17 protein-coding genes are annotated in these 18,060 nt (G+C 63.5%); 6 read left to right on the plus strand and 11 right to left on the minus strand.

Going from position 1 to position 18,060, the window contains the following annotated elements; translation table 11 throughout:
• Window positions 1-64 precede the first annotated feature (64 nt).
• Entirely contained in the window at window positions 65-994 is a 930-nt protein-coding gene (locus tag AC07PQ_RS17890; RefSeq protein ID WP_492570664.1) for a LysR family transcriptional regulator, read from the minus strand.
• A gap of 102 nt (window positions 995-1,096) precedes the next feature.
• Between AC07PQ_RS17890 and AC07PQ_RS17895 the strand changes: the two genes are divergently transcribed.
• The 5 genes from AC07PQ_RS17895 (at window position 1,097) to AC07PQ_RS17915 (ending at window position 4,313) form a co-directional block, all read left to right on the plus strand.
• Entirely contained in the window at window positions 1,097-1,795 is a 699-nt protein-coding gene (locus AC07PQ_RS17895; protein WP_053262892.1) for an MOSC domain-containing protein, read from the plus strand.
• Entirely contained in the window at window positions 1,792-3,075 is a 1,284-nt protein-coding gene (locus tag AC07PQ_RS17900; RefSeq protein ID WP_493185987.1) for an aspartate aminotransferase family protein, read from the plus strand. Before AC07PQ_RS17895 ends, AC07PQ_RS17900 begins: the two co-directional genes overlap by 4 nt.
• 277 nt (window positions 3,076-3,352) lie before the next feature.
• Entirely contained in the window at window positions 3,353-3,724 is a 372-nt protein-coding gene (locus AC07PQ_RS17905; RefSeq protein WP_493185988.1) for a type II toxin-antitoxin system RelE/ParE family toxin, read from the plus strand.
• Window positions 3,702-4,022, plus strand: a complete 321-nt coding sequence (locus AC07PQ_RS17910) for a helix-turn-helix domain-containing protein (protein ID WP_007926083.1) — start codon at window positions 3,702-3,704, stop codon at window positions 4,020-4,022. The genes AC07PQ_RS17905 and AC07PQ_RS17910 overlap by 23 nt, the downstream gene beginning before the upstream one ends.
• 132 nt (window positions 4,023-4,154) lie before the next feature.
• The gene (locus AC07PQ_RS17915; RefSeq protein ID WP_003228885.1) at window positions 4,155-4,313 is read left to right on the plus strand and encodes a YqaE/Pmp3 family membrane protein; all 159 of its coding nucleotides are present in this window, start codon (window positions 4,155-4,157) and stop codon (window positions 4,311-4,313) included.
• Window positions 4,314-4,363: 50 nt separating this feature from the next.
• Here the strand turns inward: AC07PQ_RS17915 and AC07PQ_RS17920 are convergent, their stop codons facing one another.
• The 10 genes from AC07PQ_RS17920 to AC07PQ_RS17965 all read right to left on the minus strand — a co-directional run bounded on the left by AC07PQ_RS17920 (window position 4,364) and on the right by AC07PQ_RS17965 (window position 15,469).
• Window positions 4,364-6,205: a S9 family peptidase gene (locus AC07PQ_RS17920; protein ID WP_493185989.1), complete on the minus strand. Its 1,842-nt coding sequence runs from the start codon at window positions 6,203-6,205 to the stop codon at window positions 4,364-4,366.
• Window positions 6,171-7,343 (minus strand): pyrroloquinoline quinone biosynthesis protein PqqE, encoded by a 1,173-nt coding sequence (pqqE, locus tag AC07PQ_RS17925; protein WP_493185990.1) that lies wholly within the window; start codon window positions 7,341-7,343, stop codon window positions 6,171-6,173. The genes AC07PQ_RS17920 and pqqE overlap by 35 nt, the downstream gene beginning before the upstream one ends.
• Window positions 7,315-7,590: a pyrroloquinoline quinone biosynthesis peptide chaperone PqqD gene (pqqD, locus tag AC07PQ_RS17930; RefSeq protein ID WP_493185991.1), complete on the minus strand. Its 276-nt coding sequence runs from the start codon at window positions 7,588-7,590 to the stop codon at window positions 7,315-7,317. The genes pqqE and pqqD overlap by 29 nt, the downstream gene beginning before the upstream one ends.
• Window positions 7,587-8,339, minus strand: coding sequence for a pyrroloquinoline-quinone synthase PqqC (pqqC, locus tag AC07PQ_RS17935; protein ID WP_007926092.1), 753 nt, complete (start codon window positions 8,337-8,339; stop codon window positions 7,587-7,589). The genes pqqD and pqqC overlap by 4 nt, the downstream gene beginning before the upstream one ends.
• Window positions 8,340-8,461: 122 nt before the next feature.
• Window positions 8,462-9,373, minus strand: a complete 912-nt coding sequence (pqqB, locus tag AC07PQ_RS17940; RefSeq protein ID WP_007926093.1) for a pyrroloquinoline quinone biosynthesis protein PqqB — start codon at window positions 9,371-9,373, stop codon at window positions 8,462-8,464.
• A 71-nt stretch (window positions 9,374-9,444) separates the two neighbouring features.
• A complete protein-coding gene (gene pqqA / locus AC07PQ_RS17945; RefSeq protein ID WP_009045898.1) occupies window positions 9,445-9,519 on the minus strand; it encodes a pyrroloquinoline quinone precursor peptide PqqA in 75 nt (24 codons plus the stop codon).
• 156 nt (window positions 9,520-9,675) lie between these two features.
• Window positions 9,676-12,138: a pyrroloquinoline quinone biosynthesis protein PqqF gene (pqqF, locus tag AC07PQ_RS17950; RefSeq protein WP_493185992.1), complete on the minus strand. Its 2,463-nt coding sequence runs from the start codon at window positions 12,136-12,138 to the stop codon at window positions 9,676-9,678.
• 48 nt (window positions 12,139-12,186) lie between these two features.
• Entirely contained in the window at window positions 12,187-12,981 is a 795-nt protein-coding gene (locus tag AC07PQ_RS17955) for a carbon-nitrogen hydrolase family protein (protein WP_493185993.1), read from the minus strand.
• A 107-nt stretch (window positions 12,982-13,088) separates the two neighbouring features.
• A complete protein-coding gene (locus AC07PQ_RS17960; RefSeq protein ID WP_063433212.1) occupies window positions 13,089-14,771 on the minus strand; it encodes a flavin monoamine oxidase family protein in 1,683 nt (560 codons plus the stop codon).
• Window positions 14,772-15,007: 236 nt separating this feature from the next.
• A complete protein-coding gene (locus AC07PQ_RS17965; protein ID WP_007926099.1) occupies window positions 15,008-15,469 on the minus strand; it encodes an Lrp/AsnC family transcriptional regulator in 462 nt (153 codons plus the stop codon).
• Between the two features lie 221 nt (window positions 15,470-15,690).
• Between AC07PQ_RS17965 and AC07PQ_RS17970 the strand changes: the two genes are divergently transcribed.
• Window positions 15,691-18,057, plus strand: coding sequence for a glucose/quinate/shikimate family membrane-bound PQQ-dependent dehydrogenase (locus AC07PQ_RS17970; protein WP_493185994.1), 2,367 nt, complete (start codon window positions 15,691-15,693; stop codon window positions 18,055-18,057).
• Window positions 18,058-18,060: the final 3 nt, after the last annotated feature.

The raw sequence follows: 18,060 nt of genomic DNA on the forward strand, positions 1-18,060 counted from the left end.
AACAGTCTGCAAAGCCCCGCTTCGGCGGGGTTTTCTTTTGCCCGCGTTTTTTATCTGCGCTGCTTCAACCCAGCCCTTCCAGCGTCACCGGGCCTGTCATCCGTCCTTCCGGACCGCTCATCTCTTCTTCCAGCAAGGTTCGCAGCAATTCCAGGGTTGCCTGCTGACGCTGCACATCACGACATACCAGCCCCACTTTCAACGGCACCCTCGGTTCGCTCAGCGGTTTCCATAACAGGTCCGTATGGCTGTGGGTCTGCCGCGAGCGCCCTGGCAGGACCGTCGCCAGGCGGGTGTTGGGCAAGCTGTCGAGAATCCCCGCCATATTGTTCAGTTCCGCCTGTACCTGCGGCCGGCGTCCGAGGTTGGCCAGCTGCGCCTGCCAGATCTGGCGTATCTGGAACTCCTCGCCCAACAACAGCATGGGCAGCTCCGCGGCCTGGCTCATGGAGACCTTCTTGAATTCGCGCAGGGGATGTTCGGCAGGAATCACCAGGGTCAACTCGTCTTCGTAGAGCTGTACGCCATGCAACCCTGGCTGGCGCGGCGGCAGATAACTGATGCCGATATCCAATGAGCCATTGAGCAGGCGCCGTTCGATTTCCAGGCCGGTCAATTCGTAGATCTGCACCACCAGATGCGGCTGGGCCTTGCGCACCCGCTCAAGCATTTGCGGCACCAGGCTGCTGTGCACGGTTTGCAGTACGCCGATCGCCAGCGTGCGCAGGGCCTGGCCCTTGAAGTTGCCCAGGGCTTCACGAGCCCGTTGCATGCCGTCGAGCAAGGGCAGGGCATGGTTGTACAGGGTATGGGCCGCCAGGGTCGGCAACAGGCGCTTGCTGCTGCGCTCGAACAGGCTGACATCGAGGTTCTGTTCCAGCTGACGGATCTGTTGCGAGAGGGCGGGTTGGGAGATCGACAGGCGCTCGGCGGCTCGTCCCACGTGACCTTCTTCATACACCGCGACGAAATAACGCAGTTGTTTAAAATCCATAAGTTCTGCTTATCGAAAAAGCTGGAAAATCGAAATGGCCCGATAGGCCGCAGAAGCCTAGTCTAACCCCTATTCACAGGGCTTACAGGGCCAGAAGGCGAGATGAATACCGTTTACGTGGATGGTGTTTACATAGGCAAGGCAAAAAACCTCGGACAGGGTTTGATCAGTGATACGGACAAACGTCCGGTTGCAAGCCGACTCTGGTTATGGCCGCAGGGCCTGGGCAGCGACGAACACGGCGACCCGCGCTTTCATACCGGCCCGGAGCGGGCGCTGCACCATTACCCCGCCGAACACTACAGCTACTGGCGCAAGCGTTATCCACAGATCGACTGGTGTGCCCCGGCCTTTGGCGAAAACCTGTCTACCCACGGCCTGACCGAGGAACAGGTCTGCCTCGGCGATATGTTCCGCTGGGGCGGCGCGCTGCTGCAGGTCAGCCAGCCGCGTTCGCCCTGTTATCGCCTGAGCCACCGCTGGGGCATCCCCGACCTGCCGCAACAGGCGCAAAACAATGGTCGCTGCGGCTGGTTCTACCGGGTGCTCAAACCCGGTTTCGTCAGTGCCGATCAGCCCTTCGAGCTGATCCAGCGCAGTTACCCGGGGTTGACCGTGGCCTGGGCTCTGCGTTGTTTTTATCGAGAACCTCTGGAGCATGCGGGCTTGAAGAAACTGGTGGACTGTCCGGCACTGGCGTCGCGTTGGCGCGACATCGCGATCAAGCGCATGCGCACCGGCCTGATCGAGGATTGGTCCGCGCGCCTGCTGGGCCTGCCGCTGCAGGGGTTGAGCGCATGAACCTGTTCAGCCTGCGCCGCCCTCAGCCGAGCCTTGATGATCTGGCGGCCGAGCCCTGCCTGTCGCCGATGAGCGACAACCTTTCCAGTGAGTGCCTGATGCCCAGCGTGCAGCGACCCCATCCAGTGTTTGTACGTGGCCAGGGCTCATGGCTGTGGGACAGCGATGACCGCGCCTACCTCGACTTCGTCCAGGGCAACGCCGCCAACAGCCTTGGCCATAGCCCGTCAGCGCTGGTCAAGGCGCTGACGGCCCAAGCCCAGTCACTGATCAACCCCGGTTCGGGCTTTTACAACCGCGGCATGCTCAACCTCAGCGAGCGCCTGTGCCGCAGCACCGGTAGCGACCAGGCCTATCTGCTGAGCAGTGGCAGCGAAGCCTGCGAGGCGGCGATCAAGCTGGCCCGCAAATGGGGCCAGCTGCATCGCGGCGGGGCCGCGAAGATCATCACTGCCAGCGGCAGCTGCCACGGTCGCAGCTTCGCGGCAATGTCGGCGTCGGCAAGCTCCCATATCGCCAATCGCTTCGAGCCACAGCTGTCGGGTTTCAGTCATGTTCCCTTCAACGACCTGCCAGCCTTGCATGCCGCGGTAGACGCGCAGACCGTGGCGATCATGCTCGAGCCGATCCAGGGCGAGGCCGGGGTGATTCCGGCGACCGAGCATTACCTCAAGGGGGTCGAGCGCCTGTGCCGCGAGCTGGGCATCCTGCTGATCCTGGATGAAGTGCAAACCGGCATCGGCCGCTGCGGCACCTTGCTGGCCGAACAACTCTATGGCGTGCGCGCCGACATCGTGGCCCTGGGCAAAGGCCTCGGTGGTGGCGTGCCCTTGGCGGCCTTGCTGGCGCGTGGCAAGGCCTGTTGCTTCGAGGTGGGTGAGCTGAACGGTACCCATCATGGCAATGCGCTGATGACCGCCGCGGGTTTGGCAGTGCTCGATAGCGTGCTGGACAACAGCTTTCTCGAGCATGTGCGGGACAACGGCCAGTACTTGCGCGAAGGGCTGGCCCGCCTGGCGAATCGTTATGCCCAGGGAGAACTGCGTGGGCAGGGATTGTTCTGGGGGCTGAGCCTGGCCGACGACTCGGCCGAGGCCGTGGTCAAGGCGGCCCGTTACGAAGGTCTGTTGCTGGCCGCAACCCAACCGGACTGCCTGCGCTTTACCCCGGCGTTGACGGTGAGCAAGGCCAACATCGACGAAATGCTGCTGCGCCTGGCGCGGGCCTTTTCGCGAGTACGCACCGCGCAGCTGCAATGCCGCAAGGGGCTGGTGGTTTGAGGCCTGGCCTGGTCCCGCCACACCCGATCTTGCACTGACAGAAATTCCCGAACCGTCTCGCGGTATAACGCATCGCCCCGTGTCCGATCTTTCGCACGGGGCGTTTTTTTGTCTCGGGCTTTTGCAAAACCGCCATCAGGCCTTGAAGGCCATCATCCAGGCAAGGTTCCTTAGGCTCATCCACCAGGACGGTGGGGGCTGCTGGGGCGCAAGACCACCGGGCAGCTTGAGTTGAATACATATACCACTGAGTGGTATGTTTTTGGGAAGGGAAGCCATGACCACCCGGTTGTTCAAAACCAAAGGTTTTGCTGTTGCGGCTAAAAAAGCCTTGATCCATGACGACCAGTTGCTGGCCGCATTCAGCGAGTTATGCAAAGGCCAGGCTGATGACCTGGGTGGCGGGGTCTGGAAAAAACGCCTGAACGCCAACCGCCATCGTTCGATCGTCCTGGCCAGGGGCCGGCGTTACGGGGTGTTCCAGTTCCTGTTCGCCAAGCAGGACCAGAGCAATATCAGCCACCAGGAACTGCAGGCATTCCGCGCGTTGGCCAAGGCCTACGAAGGACTGGATGGCTGGCAGGTCCAGCAGCTACTCGAGATGAAAGCGTTTGTGGAGATCAGACATGAGCAAGCCATTCAAGACTGAAGCCCTTGAATCGATACATGAGTCGGCCAGTGCCCTGCACGCCATCGGCGCCATCGGCAAAACCACCATGCGCCAGTTCGATGAGGCGTGTATCGCGCCAGTACCGGCGAATATTCCTGCGGAGCAGATCAAGCTGCTGCGCGAGCGTAGTAACGTCAGCCAGCCGGTCTTTGCCCGTTACCTGAACACCAGCGCGTCCACGGTGAAGCAGTGGGAGTCTGGCGAGAAGCACCCGAGCGGCATGGCGTTGAAACTGCTGAGCATCGTGCAGAAGCACGGCCTTGAAATACTGGCGTGAGCCGGCACTGAAACACCGCCCGGCCTGGGGATAAAAACTGGCCCTTGGCCAGAATCGATTGAACCCTGCCGAACGCCATGGGTCGATTAGCGGTGAGGCTCGTACGAGTCGATTGCTATCAGGAGCTGCCCCATGGACTTTATCCGCATCATCATCGCCATTCTGTTGCCGCCATTGGGCGTGTTCCTGCAAGTGGGGTTTGGCGGTGCGTTCTGGCTGAATATCCTGCTGACCCTATGCGGTTACATCCCGGGGATCGTGCATGCGGTGTACATCATCGCCAAGCGCTGAGCCTGGCGCCCGCTCCGCAGAGGAGCGGGCTGGTTCCCCTTGGACGCCGATTATTCCGGTGCGTCCGTCTGTTCCATGACCTGCCGATAAAACAGCCATTCCTGTTCCAGGGCGTGAGCCTGATTGGCGGCCTTGCGAAAACCGTGGCGCTCGTCCGGGTAATAGTGCGCTTCGGCCGCAATGCCGTTGTCTTGTAACGCCTTGAGCATGTCCCGGGTCTGCTGGGGCACTACCACGGCATCGAGTTCACCCTGGAAGAAAACCACCGGCACGCGGATATTGCCGGCATGCAACAGCGGGGTGCGGGCCTTATAGCGTTCGGCATCCTGTTCGGGGTCGCCGATCAGCCAGTCGAGGTAGTCGCCTTCGAACTTGTGGGTATCTCGCGCCAGGGCCACGGGGTCACTGACGCCATACAGGCTGGCGCCGGCACGGAACACATCGGCGAAGGCCAGGGCGCAAAGGGTGGTGTAGCCGCCGGCGCTGCCACCTCGGATGAACGCCCGGCCGCCATCGATCAGGCCTTGTCGGGCCAGATACGCGACCACCGCACAGGCGTCCTCCACATCCACTTCGCCCCAGCTCAGGTGCAGGGCTTGCCGGTACTCGCGACCATAGCCGGTGCTGCCGCGATAGTTCAGGTCGGCCACGGCGAACCCCCGTTGCGCCCAGTACTGGATACGCGGGTCGAGTATCGGATAACAGGCCGACGTGGGGCCGCCGTGGATGAACACCACCAGCGGCGGCCGGTCGTCATCGCTCATGGCCGGGTAGAAAAAGCCGTGGGCCTCGCCCTGGCCGCTGGGGTAACGCAGGGTTTGCGGACGGCTGATCTGCTTGGGCAGCAGGGGCGCCACGCCGCCAGCCAGGACCTTGACCTGCTGCGATTGGCGGTCAATGGCGATCACCGCGGACGGACTCACAGGTGACGCCGCGATGCAGTAGATAAACCGTTCATCCAGCGCCAGGTTGCGGAAGCGGCTGTAGTCGCCTCTGAAGTCCTGTTGCTCACCCTCGGCCAGGCGCAGCCCCAAACGGCCAAAACCGGCTTGCGTCCAGGTACCCAGCCAGCTGTCGCCGCCCAGCGGCAGCCAGGTGCAGCCGCCCAATTGCCAGGGTGCCGGGGCGTGATCGGCGGCGGCGCAGGGCAGCGCCTGCAGGCCGTTAGGGGTTTCACCCCAGGGTTGCCAGAAGCCGGCGCGGTCGGTCAGGCAATACAGGCGGCCGCTGTCATCGAAGCGCGGCTGTTGCAGCGACTCTTCCGCGCGATCACCAGCCAGGCACCGAGGGTCATCCCAGCGGCCGTTGGCCAGGCGCTCGGCGACCATCAGGCGGGTCGAGGTCCAGGGCTGATGCGGTCGATCCCATTCGATCCATGCCAGGCGCTGGCCGTCCGGGCTCAAGGTGGGCGCCGCGTAGAAGTCCGCCCCTTCGGCCAGCAGGTGGCGTTTTCCGCTACCGGAGTCGATGGCCACCAGGCAATGCCGGTTGTTGTGCTCTTCCACTGCCAGCACCTGGCCGGCGGCGAACTGCAGGTCGCCATAACGGCACTCGCCGCAGGTCAGGGCTACCGGCGCTTCGCCTTGCAGCGACTGTCGGTAGAGCTGCTGGTCCGCCTCGTTGACGAACACCAGCCCGTCATCGCTCAGGCAAAAGGCGCCGCCGCCGTATTCATAGACCCGGCTGCGCACGCTGAAGCCTTGTGGCGTCAGGCAGCGGGCCTGGTTGTCGCGCCAGTGCCAGATCCGGCAAGCGGCATCTTCGGGGCGGTATTCGTTCCAGAACAGGCCGTTGGCGCCGAGCCGCAGCTCGGCGAAATCGATGCCGGCGGCGACGGCTTGGGCGGCGCTGAAGGATTCAGCCCTTGGCGATGAGGCGCGAGTTTCGTTCATTACGGAAGGCCAGTTGTTCGATGGTCTGAGTGGCGTGCTCGGCTTCTTCGCGGGCCTTGAGGATCACGCCGTGATGGGGCGACTTGCTGCACACCGGGTCGGCATTGCTGGCATCGCCCGTGAGCATGAAGGCCTGGCAGCGGCAGCCACCGAAGTCCTTTTCCTTTTCATCGCAGGAGCGGCAGGGCTCGGGCATCCAGTCATAACCACGGAAGCGGTTGAAGCCGAAGGAGTCATACCAGATGTGCTGCATGCTGTGGTCGCACACATTGGGGAATTGCACTGGCAGTTGCCGGGCGCCGTGGCAGGGCAGGGCGGTGCCGTCCGGCGTGACCGTGAGGAAGATGCTGCCCCAGCCGTTCATACAGGCTTTCGGGCGTTCCTCGTAGTAGTCCGGGGTGACGAAAATCAGTTTGCACGGATGCCCTTCGGCTTCCAGCCTGGCGCGGTATTCGTTGGTGATGCGTTCGGCGCGTACCAGTTGTTCCTTGGTCGGCAGCAGGCCGACGCGGTTGAGCTGGGCCCAGCCGTAGAACTGGCAGGTGGCGAGCTCGACGAAGTCGGCTTCCAGGGCGATGCACAGTTCGATGATGCGGTCGATTCGATCGATGTTGTGCCGATGGGTGACGAAGTTCAGCACCATCGGGTAGCCGTGGGCTTTCACCGCCCGGGCCATTTCCAGCTTCTGGGCGAAGGCTTTCTTCGAGCCGGCCAACAGGTTGTTCACCTGCTCGTCGCTGGCCTGGAAACTGATCTGGATATGGTCGAGCCCGGCCTTCTTGAAGTCGCTGATCTTCTGCTCGGTCAGGCCGATGCCGGAGGTGATCAGGTTGGTGTAGAAACCCAGCTTGCGCGCCTCGCCGATCAGCTCGGCAAGGTCCTGGCGCACCAGCGGTTCGCCACCGGAAAAGCCCAGCTGCGCGGCGCCCATCTCCCGGGCTTCGCGAAACACCTTGAGCCACTGCTCGGTGCTCAGCTCCTTGCCCTGCTCGGCGAAATCCAGAGGGTTGGAGCAGTACGGGCATTGCAGCGGGCAGCGGTAGGTCAGCTCGGCCAGCAGCCACAGCGGCAGGCCAACGTCCGGCTTGGGCGGTATCGACGCTGGCGAATCAGCCAAGTTCGATCCAGTGCTGTGCACGGGCGACCTCCATGAATTGCTCGATGTCGTCACCGAGTTCGGGCACGTCGGGGAACTGGACTTGCAGCGTCTGGATGATCGCCGCGACATCCCGTTTGCCGTCGATCAACCCGCCGATCAGCGCGGCGCTCTCGTTGAGCTTGATCATGCCTTCAGGGTAGAGCAGTACATGGCCCTTCTGCGCCGGTTCGTACTGGAAGCGGTAGCCGGGACGCCAGGTCGGGGTCTTGCTGCGATCGAAGCTCATAGGGTGATTCCTTTATGCCAGACCCGTTCTGTGGTGACGCTGTGATACGGCGGACGATTGAGTTCATAGGCCATGCTCATGGCGTCGAGCATGCTCCAAAGGATGTCCAGTTTGAACTGGAGAATTTCCAGCATGCGCTCCTGGCCGGCGCGGGTAGTGTAGTGCTGCAGAGTGATTGCCAGCCCGTGCTCGACATCGCGCCGCGCCTGGCCCAGGCGGGTGCGGAAGTATTCATAGCCGGCCGGGTCGATCCACGGGTAATGCTGGGGCCAGCTGTCGAGACGCGACTGGTGGATCTGCGGTGCGAACAGCTCGGTCAGCGAGCTGCTGGCGGCCTCCTGCCAGCTGGCGCGGCGGGCAAAGTTGACGTAGGCATCGACGGCGAAACGCACGCCCGGCAGCACCAGCTCTTGCGAGCGCAGCTGGTCCGGGTCGAGACCGACCGCTTGCCCCAGGCGCAACCAGGCCTCGATGCCACCGTCTTCGCCGGGGGCGCCGTCGTGGTCCAGCAGGCGCTGAATCCACTCGCGACGAATTTCCCGATCCGGGCAGTTGGCGAGAATCGCCGCGTCCTTGAGCGGGATGTTCACCTGGTAGTAGAAGCGGTTGGCGACCCAGCCCTGGATCTGCTCGCGGGTCGCCCGGCCCTGGTACATCGCCACATGATATGGGTGGTGGATGTGGTAATAGGCGCCCTTGGCCCGCAGGGCTTGCTCGAATTCGGCGGGGGACATTGCTGTGTCAGTCATTGCGGTTCTCCGGGGAACAACCGTGGATAGTGTTGCCTCATCGGGCCTCATCGCGGGCAAGCCTCGCTCCTACAGGTAGCGCTGTCCGTAGGAGCGAGGCTCGCCCGCGATAGCTCCTGTGGTTACAGCTCGATACTCATGCCGTCGTAAGCCACTTCAACGTTACGCCGCGCCAGCTCCGCGCGTTCGGCGGAATCCTCGTCGAGGATCGGGTTGGTGTTGTTGATGTGGATAAGAATCTTGCGCTGCTCTGGCAACTGTTCCAGCACTTCCAGCATGCCGCCGGGGCCGTTCTGCGCCAGGTGGCCCATTTCCCGCCCGGTCCGGGTGCCGACGCCGCGACGCTGCATCTCGTTGTCTTCCCACAGGGTGCCATCCACCAGCAGGCAGTCGCTGCCGCTCATGATTTCCAGCAGCGCCGCGTCGACCTTGCCCAGCCCCGGGGCGTAGAACAGCTTGCCGCCGGTGCGCAGGTCTTCGACGATCAGGCCGATGTTATCGCCCGGGTGCGGATCGAAGCGATGGGGCGAATAGGGCGGCGCGGCGCTGCGCAGCGGCAGCGGGCTGAAGCGCAGGTTCGGGCAGGCCGGGATGGTGAAGCTCCGGTCGAGTTCGATGCGGTTCCAGTCCAGCCCACCGTTCCAGTGGGTGAGCATGGTGAACAGCGGGAAACCGCTGCTGAGGTCTTCATGGACCATGTCGGTGCACCAGACCTGATGCGGGCAGCCTTCGCGCAGGCTGAGCAGGCCGGTGGTGTGGTCGATCTGGCTGTCCATCAGGATGATTGCGCTGATCCCGGTGTCGCGCAGGGCGCGGCCCGGTTGCATCGGGGCGAAGCCCTGGAGCTGGGCGCGGATGTCCGGCGAGGCGTTGCACAGGACCCAGTTCACGCCGTCATCGGAAATGGCGATCGACGATTGGGTGCGAGCCTTTGCCCGCAGGCTGCCGTCGCGAAAGCCCGCGCAGTTCGCGCAGTTGCAGTTCCACTGCGGAAAACCGCCACCGGCGGCGGAACCTAGAATCTGGACAAACATGGCCGCTCCATCAGGTTAAGGCTGAAAATAAAAACGCCCCGGCGAGCCGAGGCGTTGCACTGCACGAGCAATCAACGGCTGGCGAAGTACATGGTGACTTCAAAGCCGATACGCAGGTCGGTGTAAGCCGGTTTGGACCAGGACATAGAGGTGCTCCTTCAGGTGGGTGGGACGGTTGAGATCTATACATATAGTCCACCTCCAACCGGAGATGTTCAGATGCTTAGGGGGCTATCTTACTAAATTCCCTTCGGGGAATGACCGCAATTGTTGAAGAAAGCTCGTTGCAGCCAGGGTAACGATCATTTTCCCGCTTGCCAGGGTTCGCCCGGGCAGGCACCGCTGGCCAGGCAGCGCCAGCCGCCTTGCGCCTGCTGCAACTGTTCGGCCGCGAGCAACAGCTGTGGCCGGGGCGCCGCCATGATTTCCTGTTGCAATTGCTCCAGGTAATCCGACGGATGGCCGGCCAGTCGGCTCTGCCAGAGCAGCTCGGCCAGTTGTGTCACGGGCAATGCACGGGCATCGAACTGGGCGGCCAGGTTAGCTTTCAAGTCGTCCAGGGAGGCGTCATCCAGTGCCGCGATCAACTCGGGCAACTGCGCCAGGAACGCCCGGATATGCTCGAGGATCTCGTTCAGTGGGGCACTGGGCGACTGCACGCCGAACAGCAGGCCGGTCTGGCCATTGATCTGTCGCACACCGCTGAACACCGCATAGCCCAGTTGCAACTCGACCCGCAGGCGCTGATAGAACGGCATCTGGCCAAGCTGCCCCAGCAGCCGCCAGCTGGCTTCCTGCTGAAGGGTGGTGTCCGCTGCCGGGCAAAACAGCAGCAGGGCCTGCTCGCCAGAGCCGGTTGCGAGCTCATGCCAGTGCTGCTGCGCGGTTATCGAGGGTGGCGCAGAAAGCTGGCTGTCGGCGGTGCCTGGGGCTTTGCTCAATGCTGCGCCGATTGCGCTTTGGGCATGGGCCAGGCCGATGGCCAGGCCATCCCAGTGGGCGCCTTCCCACAGCGTTTGCCAGCCTTGTTCATCCAGTGGATGCGGTTCCTCGTAGGCGGGTATGTCCAGGCAGCGCTCGGGCAGTTCCTGGAGCAATTGGCGGATCGGCAACAGCGGCGTGGGAGTCGCCGGGGGCATCTGCCAGAATGCCGCGCCGGGTTCGCTCAGTTCCAGCAGAGCCTGCTGGAGCATGGCCGGAATCGGTTCGGGAAGACCCTTCAGCGTCAGCAAACACTGGTTACCCGAGACACCGAGGGACAGCTCGACGCCCGCCTGAAGTCCGTCGTCCCGCAGGTTGCGCAGGTGGTTTTGCAAGCGGCTGCGCAGTTCCTGCGGCAACACGCTTTGCAGACGCCAGCGCAAGTACAGGGCCGCCTCGCCAGCGTCGTCGGCGATGGCTTGGCTGAAGGTCACCGCCGAGGATTCGCGACGCTGCCGCAAGCGGTCCTGGGCGAAGGTGCGCAAGCCGCGGTGGGCGCTGGTTTGCCCGCGAATCAGGCCGGCCCGGGCGGTTGGCGCCGAGCTGCGCAGGAACGGATTGGGCGCAGGCAGTTGCCAGCCGATGCCGCTGGCTGCCGACGGGGCTTGAAGTTGCGACAGCAGGGCCTTGAGGGCCGTGGCGCCGCGGTCGGACAGCTGCGGTTCCAACTGCTCGTTATTCAGTCTTGCCAACGCCAGTGCGCTGGCGACCTGGCGTTGGCGCTGTTGCAGCAGGGCATATTCATCACGCAATGCCGGCCAATCGTCCTGGCTGCTGAAAAACGCCAGCCAATCGAAGAGCAACTCACTCACCAGCTCCGGCTGTTGGGCGCCTTGCTCGGTCAAGTCGAACTGGATATGCAGCAGCGCCTGGCCGGCAAACTGATACAGCGGCGCGGCCTTCAACCCTTCGACCAGCTTGCGCTCCTTGAGCATGGCCAGCAGCCCGCCGGATTTGCCGCAGACCAGCCAGGTGCAGAGAAAATCCAGCGCTTCACGGGCGGCCGTGGGCAGTTGCTCGCAGGCGAACAGCAGGTTCAGGTGGCGCCCGTCGAGCTGCTGATAATGCTGCTGTGCAGATGTCAGCAAGGGCACCGGGGCTGCTTGCGGTCGCGCTTTACCGACGGCGAGGACGGCGCCAAAATCTTGGGCCAGGGTTTTCAGCTCTTCCAGGGATTGGGGCCCGGCCAGGCTCAGGGACATTTGCCCGCTGTGGTAGTGAGCCTGATAGAAGGCCTGCAACGCCTGTTGAAACGCCGGGCGCGGTACGTTGAGGCTGTAGCGATTGCCGGCGTGGAACGCCCGCAGGGGATGCTCCGCGGACAGGCCGTCGAGCAAGGCCAATTGCCGTTGCGCCGCGGCATCCCGCGACCAGGCGATGAACTCCGCGTGCAGCACCTCGCGCTCGCGCAACTGGTCTTCCTGGCTCATGCGCGGATGGGTGAGCATGTCGGCCAGGCGCTCCAGCCCGCTGGCGAAATCCGCGGGGGGCAGTTCGAAGAAGAAGTCGGTGTGGCGTTCGCCGGTGCTGGCGTTCACCTGGCCGCCGTGGCGTTGCACATAGGCCATCAGGCCCTGTTGTGCGGGAAAACGCTCGGTGCCGAGAAACAGCAGGTGTTCGAGAAAGTGCGCCAGCCCGGGCCAGGCCAGCGGTACGTCGTGACTGCCGGCCGAGACCCGCAGGGTCGCCGCGCAGCGTTTCAATCGAGGGACGTGGTGCAGTGAAACCCGCAGGCCGTTGGCCAGGGTTTCCCGATGAGGCAGAGGGTGGTTCAGCGCGGGCATGAGCACTTCCAGAACAGTGAAGCGCCCATGCTAGCGGATAACCCCGGATCAGCGCTTGTTCAGGTCGTCGTAAAGCTCTGGGCGACGGTCATGGAAGTAGCGGTTGGCGGCGCGGGAATCGAGCATCAACTGGCGGTCCAGCGTGCCGGTTATCAGGGCTTCGTCCAGCCCGGCGAGGGCAATCCGCTGGCCGTCGGGGGCGGCGATGCTGCTTTGGCCACAGTAGTGGATCTCGTCTTCGTGGCCGCAGTAGTTGGCGTAGGCCACATAACATTGGTTTTCGAAGGCGCGCGAACGCACGGTGATATCGGCGATGAAGTCGTAGGGCAGCATGTTGGCGGTGGGCACCAGAATCAGCTCGGCCCCGGCCAGCGCCAGGCGCCTGGCGTTCTCCGGGAACTCGATGTCGTAGCAGATCAGGAAACCGAGCTTCCAGCCATTGAGTTCCACCAGGGGGAAATCGTCTGGACCTGCGCTGAACATCGAGCGGTCGAGATCGCCGAACAGGTGGGTCTTGCGGTAATTGCACAGGCGTTGGCCGTTGCGGTCGATCAGTTGCACGGCGTTGTAGATCTGGCCATCGTCGGCGCGTTCCGGGTAGCCATACAGGATCGCGATACCCGCCGACTGGGCGACATTGGCGATGTATTGCGCCGACGGGCCATCCTGGGCCTCGGCCAGGGCGCCCACCGCTTCTACGCCGATGTTGTAGCCGCTCAAGAACATCTCCGGCAGCACCAGCAGGTCGGCGCTGGAAGCTTCCACGGCGACTTTCTGCAGGCGTTGCAGGTTGCCGGCGACATCCAGCGGTTGTGGGGCACATTGATAAAGCGCTACACGCATGGCGATGACTCCTCTGTGCGCTGAACTGTCACTGTAGCCGTTGCCGCGGGCTGCTCAAAGGCCACGAGCGTTGCGCTCGATCGCAGCCTGCGGCAGCGGCTACAGGTTCAGTCGGCCAGGGCGATGGGGCCGATTTCGTGGAACACGTCCCCCGGTCCCGGGTTCTCGGCGTGGGTCTGCCCGCCGAAGTGCTTCATGATGCCCCAGACCGCGTTGAGCGAGGTCTGTACCGCGCCCTCGACCCAGGCCGGAGTCCAGGACACATCGTCGCCGGCAATGAAGATACCGCGCTGCTCGGCGGGCAGGTCGTCCTGCATGAAGTGCGCGTACATGCGCTGGTTATAGCGGTAGTGGCCGGGCAGCGCGCCCTTGAACGCGCCGAGGAAGTGTGGATCGGCCTCCCAGGACACAGTGATCGGATCGCCGATGATGCGCCCGGCGATATCGACTTTCGGGTAGATCTTCTTCAGCGCATCGAGGGCCAGCTTGACCCGTTTTTCCACTGGGTGCGGCAACATCTTCAGGGCGTCGCTCATCCACGAATAGGACAGGCAGATGACTCCCGGCTTGTCGTCGCCGTTATCGAACAGGTAGGTGCCGCGAGTCAGGCGATCGGTGAGGGTCATGCTCATCAGGTCGCGACCGGTTTCCGGGTCTTTGTCTTTCCAGAACGGCCGGTCGACCATGACGAAGGTCTTCGACGATTGCATGTAGCGGGTGCGGTCCAGGGCCATCCACATCTTCTGCGAGAACAGCGACTCTTCGCATTCGATCTGGGTGGTCAGCAGCCAGCTCTGGCAGGTGGTCAGCACTGCTGCGTATTCGCGGGTATCGCCCCAGTTGTCGGTGACGCTGAAGCGGCCATCGGCGGCCCGGGCGATGCGTTTCACCCCGGGACGCGGCGCGCCATGGTGCAGCGAGCTGAGGCTGGTGCCTTGCGGCCAGTGGGCGCAGCGCTCCGGCACATGGCGCCAGATGCCCAGTGGCACCTGCTCGACACCGCCGACCACCAGGTGCTGGTGATCGTCGCAGTTGGTCATCACCACACGGAAGATTTCCAGCATCGAATTGGGGAAGTCCGAATCCCAGCCGCCGGTGCCGAAACCGACCTGGCCGAACACTTCGCGGTGATGGAACGACAGCTTGGCGAAGGCCTTCGAGGTGGCGACGAAGTCATAGAAGGTGCGGTCGTCCCACAGCGGCACCAGGGTGTTCCACAGTTCCTTGAGGCGCGGCACGTCGCGGTCGCGAATGGCCTGCTGGATTTCGCCGAAGCGCGAACCGTCTTCCAGGGCATCGGCCCAGGCGTCAGCCACTTCCTGGAACAGCGCCGGCAGGTCGGCGAGCTTCTGCGCGTAGTGAGTCTGGCCTTCGAGGTCGATCACCGTGCTGCCGGAAGCCGGGGTCAGCGGGTTGGGAAAGGGTTTGGTCTCCAGACCCAGCTTGTCGACGTAGTGATAGAAGGCCGTGGAGGACACCGGAAAGCGCATGCCACCCAGTTCGGCAATGATCCCTTCGGCGCCTTCGAACGCCTGGGAGCGCAGCCGGCCGCCCATTTTCGAGGCTTCGTACACCACGGGCTTGAGGCCCAGCTTCATCAGCTCGTAGGCCGCCACCAGCCCGGCGATACCGGCACCGACAATCGCCACTTCGGCGCCATGGTTGGCTTCGGGAATGCTGCCCAGGCCGGCGGGGTGCTCGATCCAGTCGTCGAAGGCGAACGGGAAGTCCGGGCCGAAAATGGTGATGGGTTTCTTACCGTCTGCAGGATGGCGATTGTTCTTGTTCATGGCTGACCTTGCTGGCGACTCGAGCAGAGCGCTGAGTATAGGAAAAGATGGCAGCCATTCTAGGGAGCGTTGCGCACGTTAATAAGACGCAAAGTGTCGTCGTTTTGGATGATCTTATTTCAATTTGACGATGTTTTTTAACTAACTGACGAAAGATTCTCTGTAGCCGCTGCCGAAGGCTGCAATCGAGCGCGAAGCGCTCGCAAAACAGCGGGATACCGTGCCTGGAAAAACCTTCAGACGGGCTGCCCACGGTCGATCTTGCTGCTGAGAATGATCGAGGTGGTGGTCTTTTCCACACCGTCGACGCTGCCGATCTGGTCGAGCAACTGGTCCAGCTGTTCCGGCGAATCGGTGCGCAGCCAGGCGACATAGTCGAATTCCCCACTGACCGCGCAGAGCTGCTGGACCTGGGCCATGGCGCTCAGGCGCCGCAGGACCTCCTTGCCGGAACGCGGCTGCACCTTGATCCCGACGTAGGCCTGCAAGCCGCCATCGATGACCCGCTGACCCAGGCGCACGCCATAACCGGTAATCACCCGCGCCTTTTCCAGCCGCGCCAGGCGCGAGGTCACGGTGGTACGGGCGATCCCCAACTGCCGGGCGAGCATGGCCACGCTTTCGCGGGCATTGATCTGCAGGGCCGCGATCAGTTGGCGGTCGATTTCGTCGAGGACGGGAGGGCGGCTGTCAGACAAGGTGAACTCCGGCGCGGGCAACGGTGGCCGAGCATGTTACAGGCTCGCTCCAGGCGATGCTTGCGGCATGGCGTCAGTTGTATTGGCTGCCGGCCCTGTTGTGACGGCCAGGCTCAACAGCGCGGATGACATTTTTTGCCACGAATTGCCTGCGACAAGTTGTCATAAGTAACTGGTTAGTACATTCTTGCGCCACGTAAAGAATGGGAGAAATTTCCGACATGAATAATTCTGGGGCTGCCACCGGCGGCAAATGGCTGCTGGGGGCGCTGGGTTTGCTGATCGCATTGATCGGCCTGGGGCTGGCCGGCGGGGGCGGGTACCTGGTCAGTCTGGGCGGCAGCTGGTTCTTCCTGCTGATGGGCCTGGCGATGATCGTTTCTGGGCTGCTGATCGCCCGGCGTAACCCGCGTGGCGCCTGGCTGTATGGAGGGGCGCTGGTGCTCACGGCGATCTGGGCGGTCTGGGATGCCGGGCTGGAGTACTGGCCGCTGGTTTCGCGGGTGCTGACCTTCACCGTTATCGGCCTGGTGGTGGCGCTGATCTACCCGACCCTGGTGCGTGCTTCGGGAGCGACCGCTGGGCGTGGCGCTTATGGCCTGGCCGGCGTGCTGGGCATTGGTGTCGTGGCGACCCTGGCCTACATGTTTGTGCCGACCCATGTGGTCAAGGCCAGCAGCGAGCCGGCGATCAAGCCTGTGGCTCCAGGTACCGAGCAGAAAGACTGGGCCCATTGGGGCAACACCACCGCCGGCAATCGTTTTGCCGCGCTGGACCAGATCAACAAGGGCAACATCGACCAGTTGCAGGTGGCCTGGACTTTCCGCACCGGCGATATTCCGCAAAGCGCCGGCGCGGGCGCCGAAGACCAGAACACACCGCTGCAGATCGGTGACACGGTCTATACCTGCACCGCCTACGGTAAGGTGTTCGCCCTGGACGCCGACACCGGCGCCGAACGCTGGAAGTTCGATCCGCAAGGCTCTGCGCCTAACTGGCAGCGTTGCCGTGGCCTGGGTTATTTCGATGCTTTCGTCGAGTCTGCTGCTGAACCCTCGGTCGCTCCGGCCGCCTGCACCAAGCGTTTGTTCCTGCCGACCGGCGATGCGCGCCTGATCGCGATCAACGCGCAAACCGGCAAGCCGTGCGAAGACTTCGGCGACAAAGGCACGGTCGACCTGAAAACCGATATGGGCGAAGTGAAGCCTGGCTACTATCAGCAGACTTCGACCCCGCTGGTGGCCGGCAATGTGGTCATCGTCGGCGGCCGGGTGGCGGACAACTATTCTATCGGCGAGCCGCCGGGCGTGGTCCGCGCCTTCGACGTGCGCAGCGGCGAACTGGTGTGGGCCTGGGACCCGGGTAACCCGAACACCATCAAGCGTCCACCAGCAGGCGAGACCTATACCCGTGGCACGCCGAACGTCTGGTCGGCCATGTCCTATGACGCCAAGCTCGGTCTGGTCTACCTGCCGACCGGCAATGCCACGCCAGACTTCTTCGCCGGCCAGCGCACGGAGTTCGACGACAAGTGGAGCTCGTCCATCGTCGCCCTGGATGTGAAGACCGGTCAGGTGCGCTGGCACTTCCAGACCACTCACCACGACCTGTGGGACTTCGACCTGCCGGCGCAGCCGCTGCTGTACGACGTGCCGGACGACAAGGGCGGGGTGCAGCCGGCGCTGGCACAGGTCACCAAGCAGGGTGAGATCTTCCTGCTCAATCGCGAAACCGGCGTGCCTATCGCCCGGGTGGAAGAGCGTCCGGTGCCGCAGGGCAATATGCCGGGCGAACGCTACTCGCCAACCCAGCCGTTCTCGGTGGAGATGCCGTCGATCGGCAACCAGACCCTGACCGAGTCGGACATGTGGGGTGCCACGCCATTTGACCAGTTGATGTGCCGTATCCAGTTCAAGGGCATGCGCCATGAAGGCGTCTACACCCCGCCGGGCCTGGATCATGCCTTGCAGTTCCCGGGCTCCCTGGGCGGCATGAACTGGGGCAGCGTGTCGGTGGACCCGAACAGCAACTATATGTTCGTCAACGACATGCGCCTGGGCCTGGCCAACTACATGATCCCGCGGGCGAAGATCGCGGCCGGGGCCAGCGGTATCGAAATGGGCGTGGTACCCCAGGACGGCACGCCGTTTGGGGCGATGCGCCAGCGTTTCCTCTCGCCTGCCGGTATTCCGTGCCAGAAGCCACCGTTCGGCACCCTGTCGGCCATCGACCTGAAAACCAGAAAGCTGGTGTGGCAGGTGCCGGTCGGTACCGTGCAGGACACCGGTCCCCTGGGCATTCGCATGCACATGCCAATCCCGATCGGCATGCCGACCCTGGGGGCGTCCCTGGCAACCCAGTCCGGCCTGTTGTTCTTCGCCGGCACCCAGGATTTCTACCTGCGCGCCTTCGATACCGGCAACGGCAACGAAATCTGGAAAGCCCGCCTGCCGGTGGGCAGCCAGTCGGGGCCGATGACCTACGTTTCGCCCAAGACCGGCCGGCAGTACATCCTGCTGACCGCGGGCGGCGCGCGTCAGTCGCCGGACCGTGGGGACTATGTGATCGCTTATGCATTGCCCGAATAACGG

The sequence above is a fragment of the Pseudomonas sp. GW821-FHT09E12 genome (assembly GCF_059416085.1).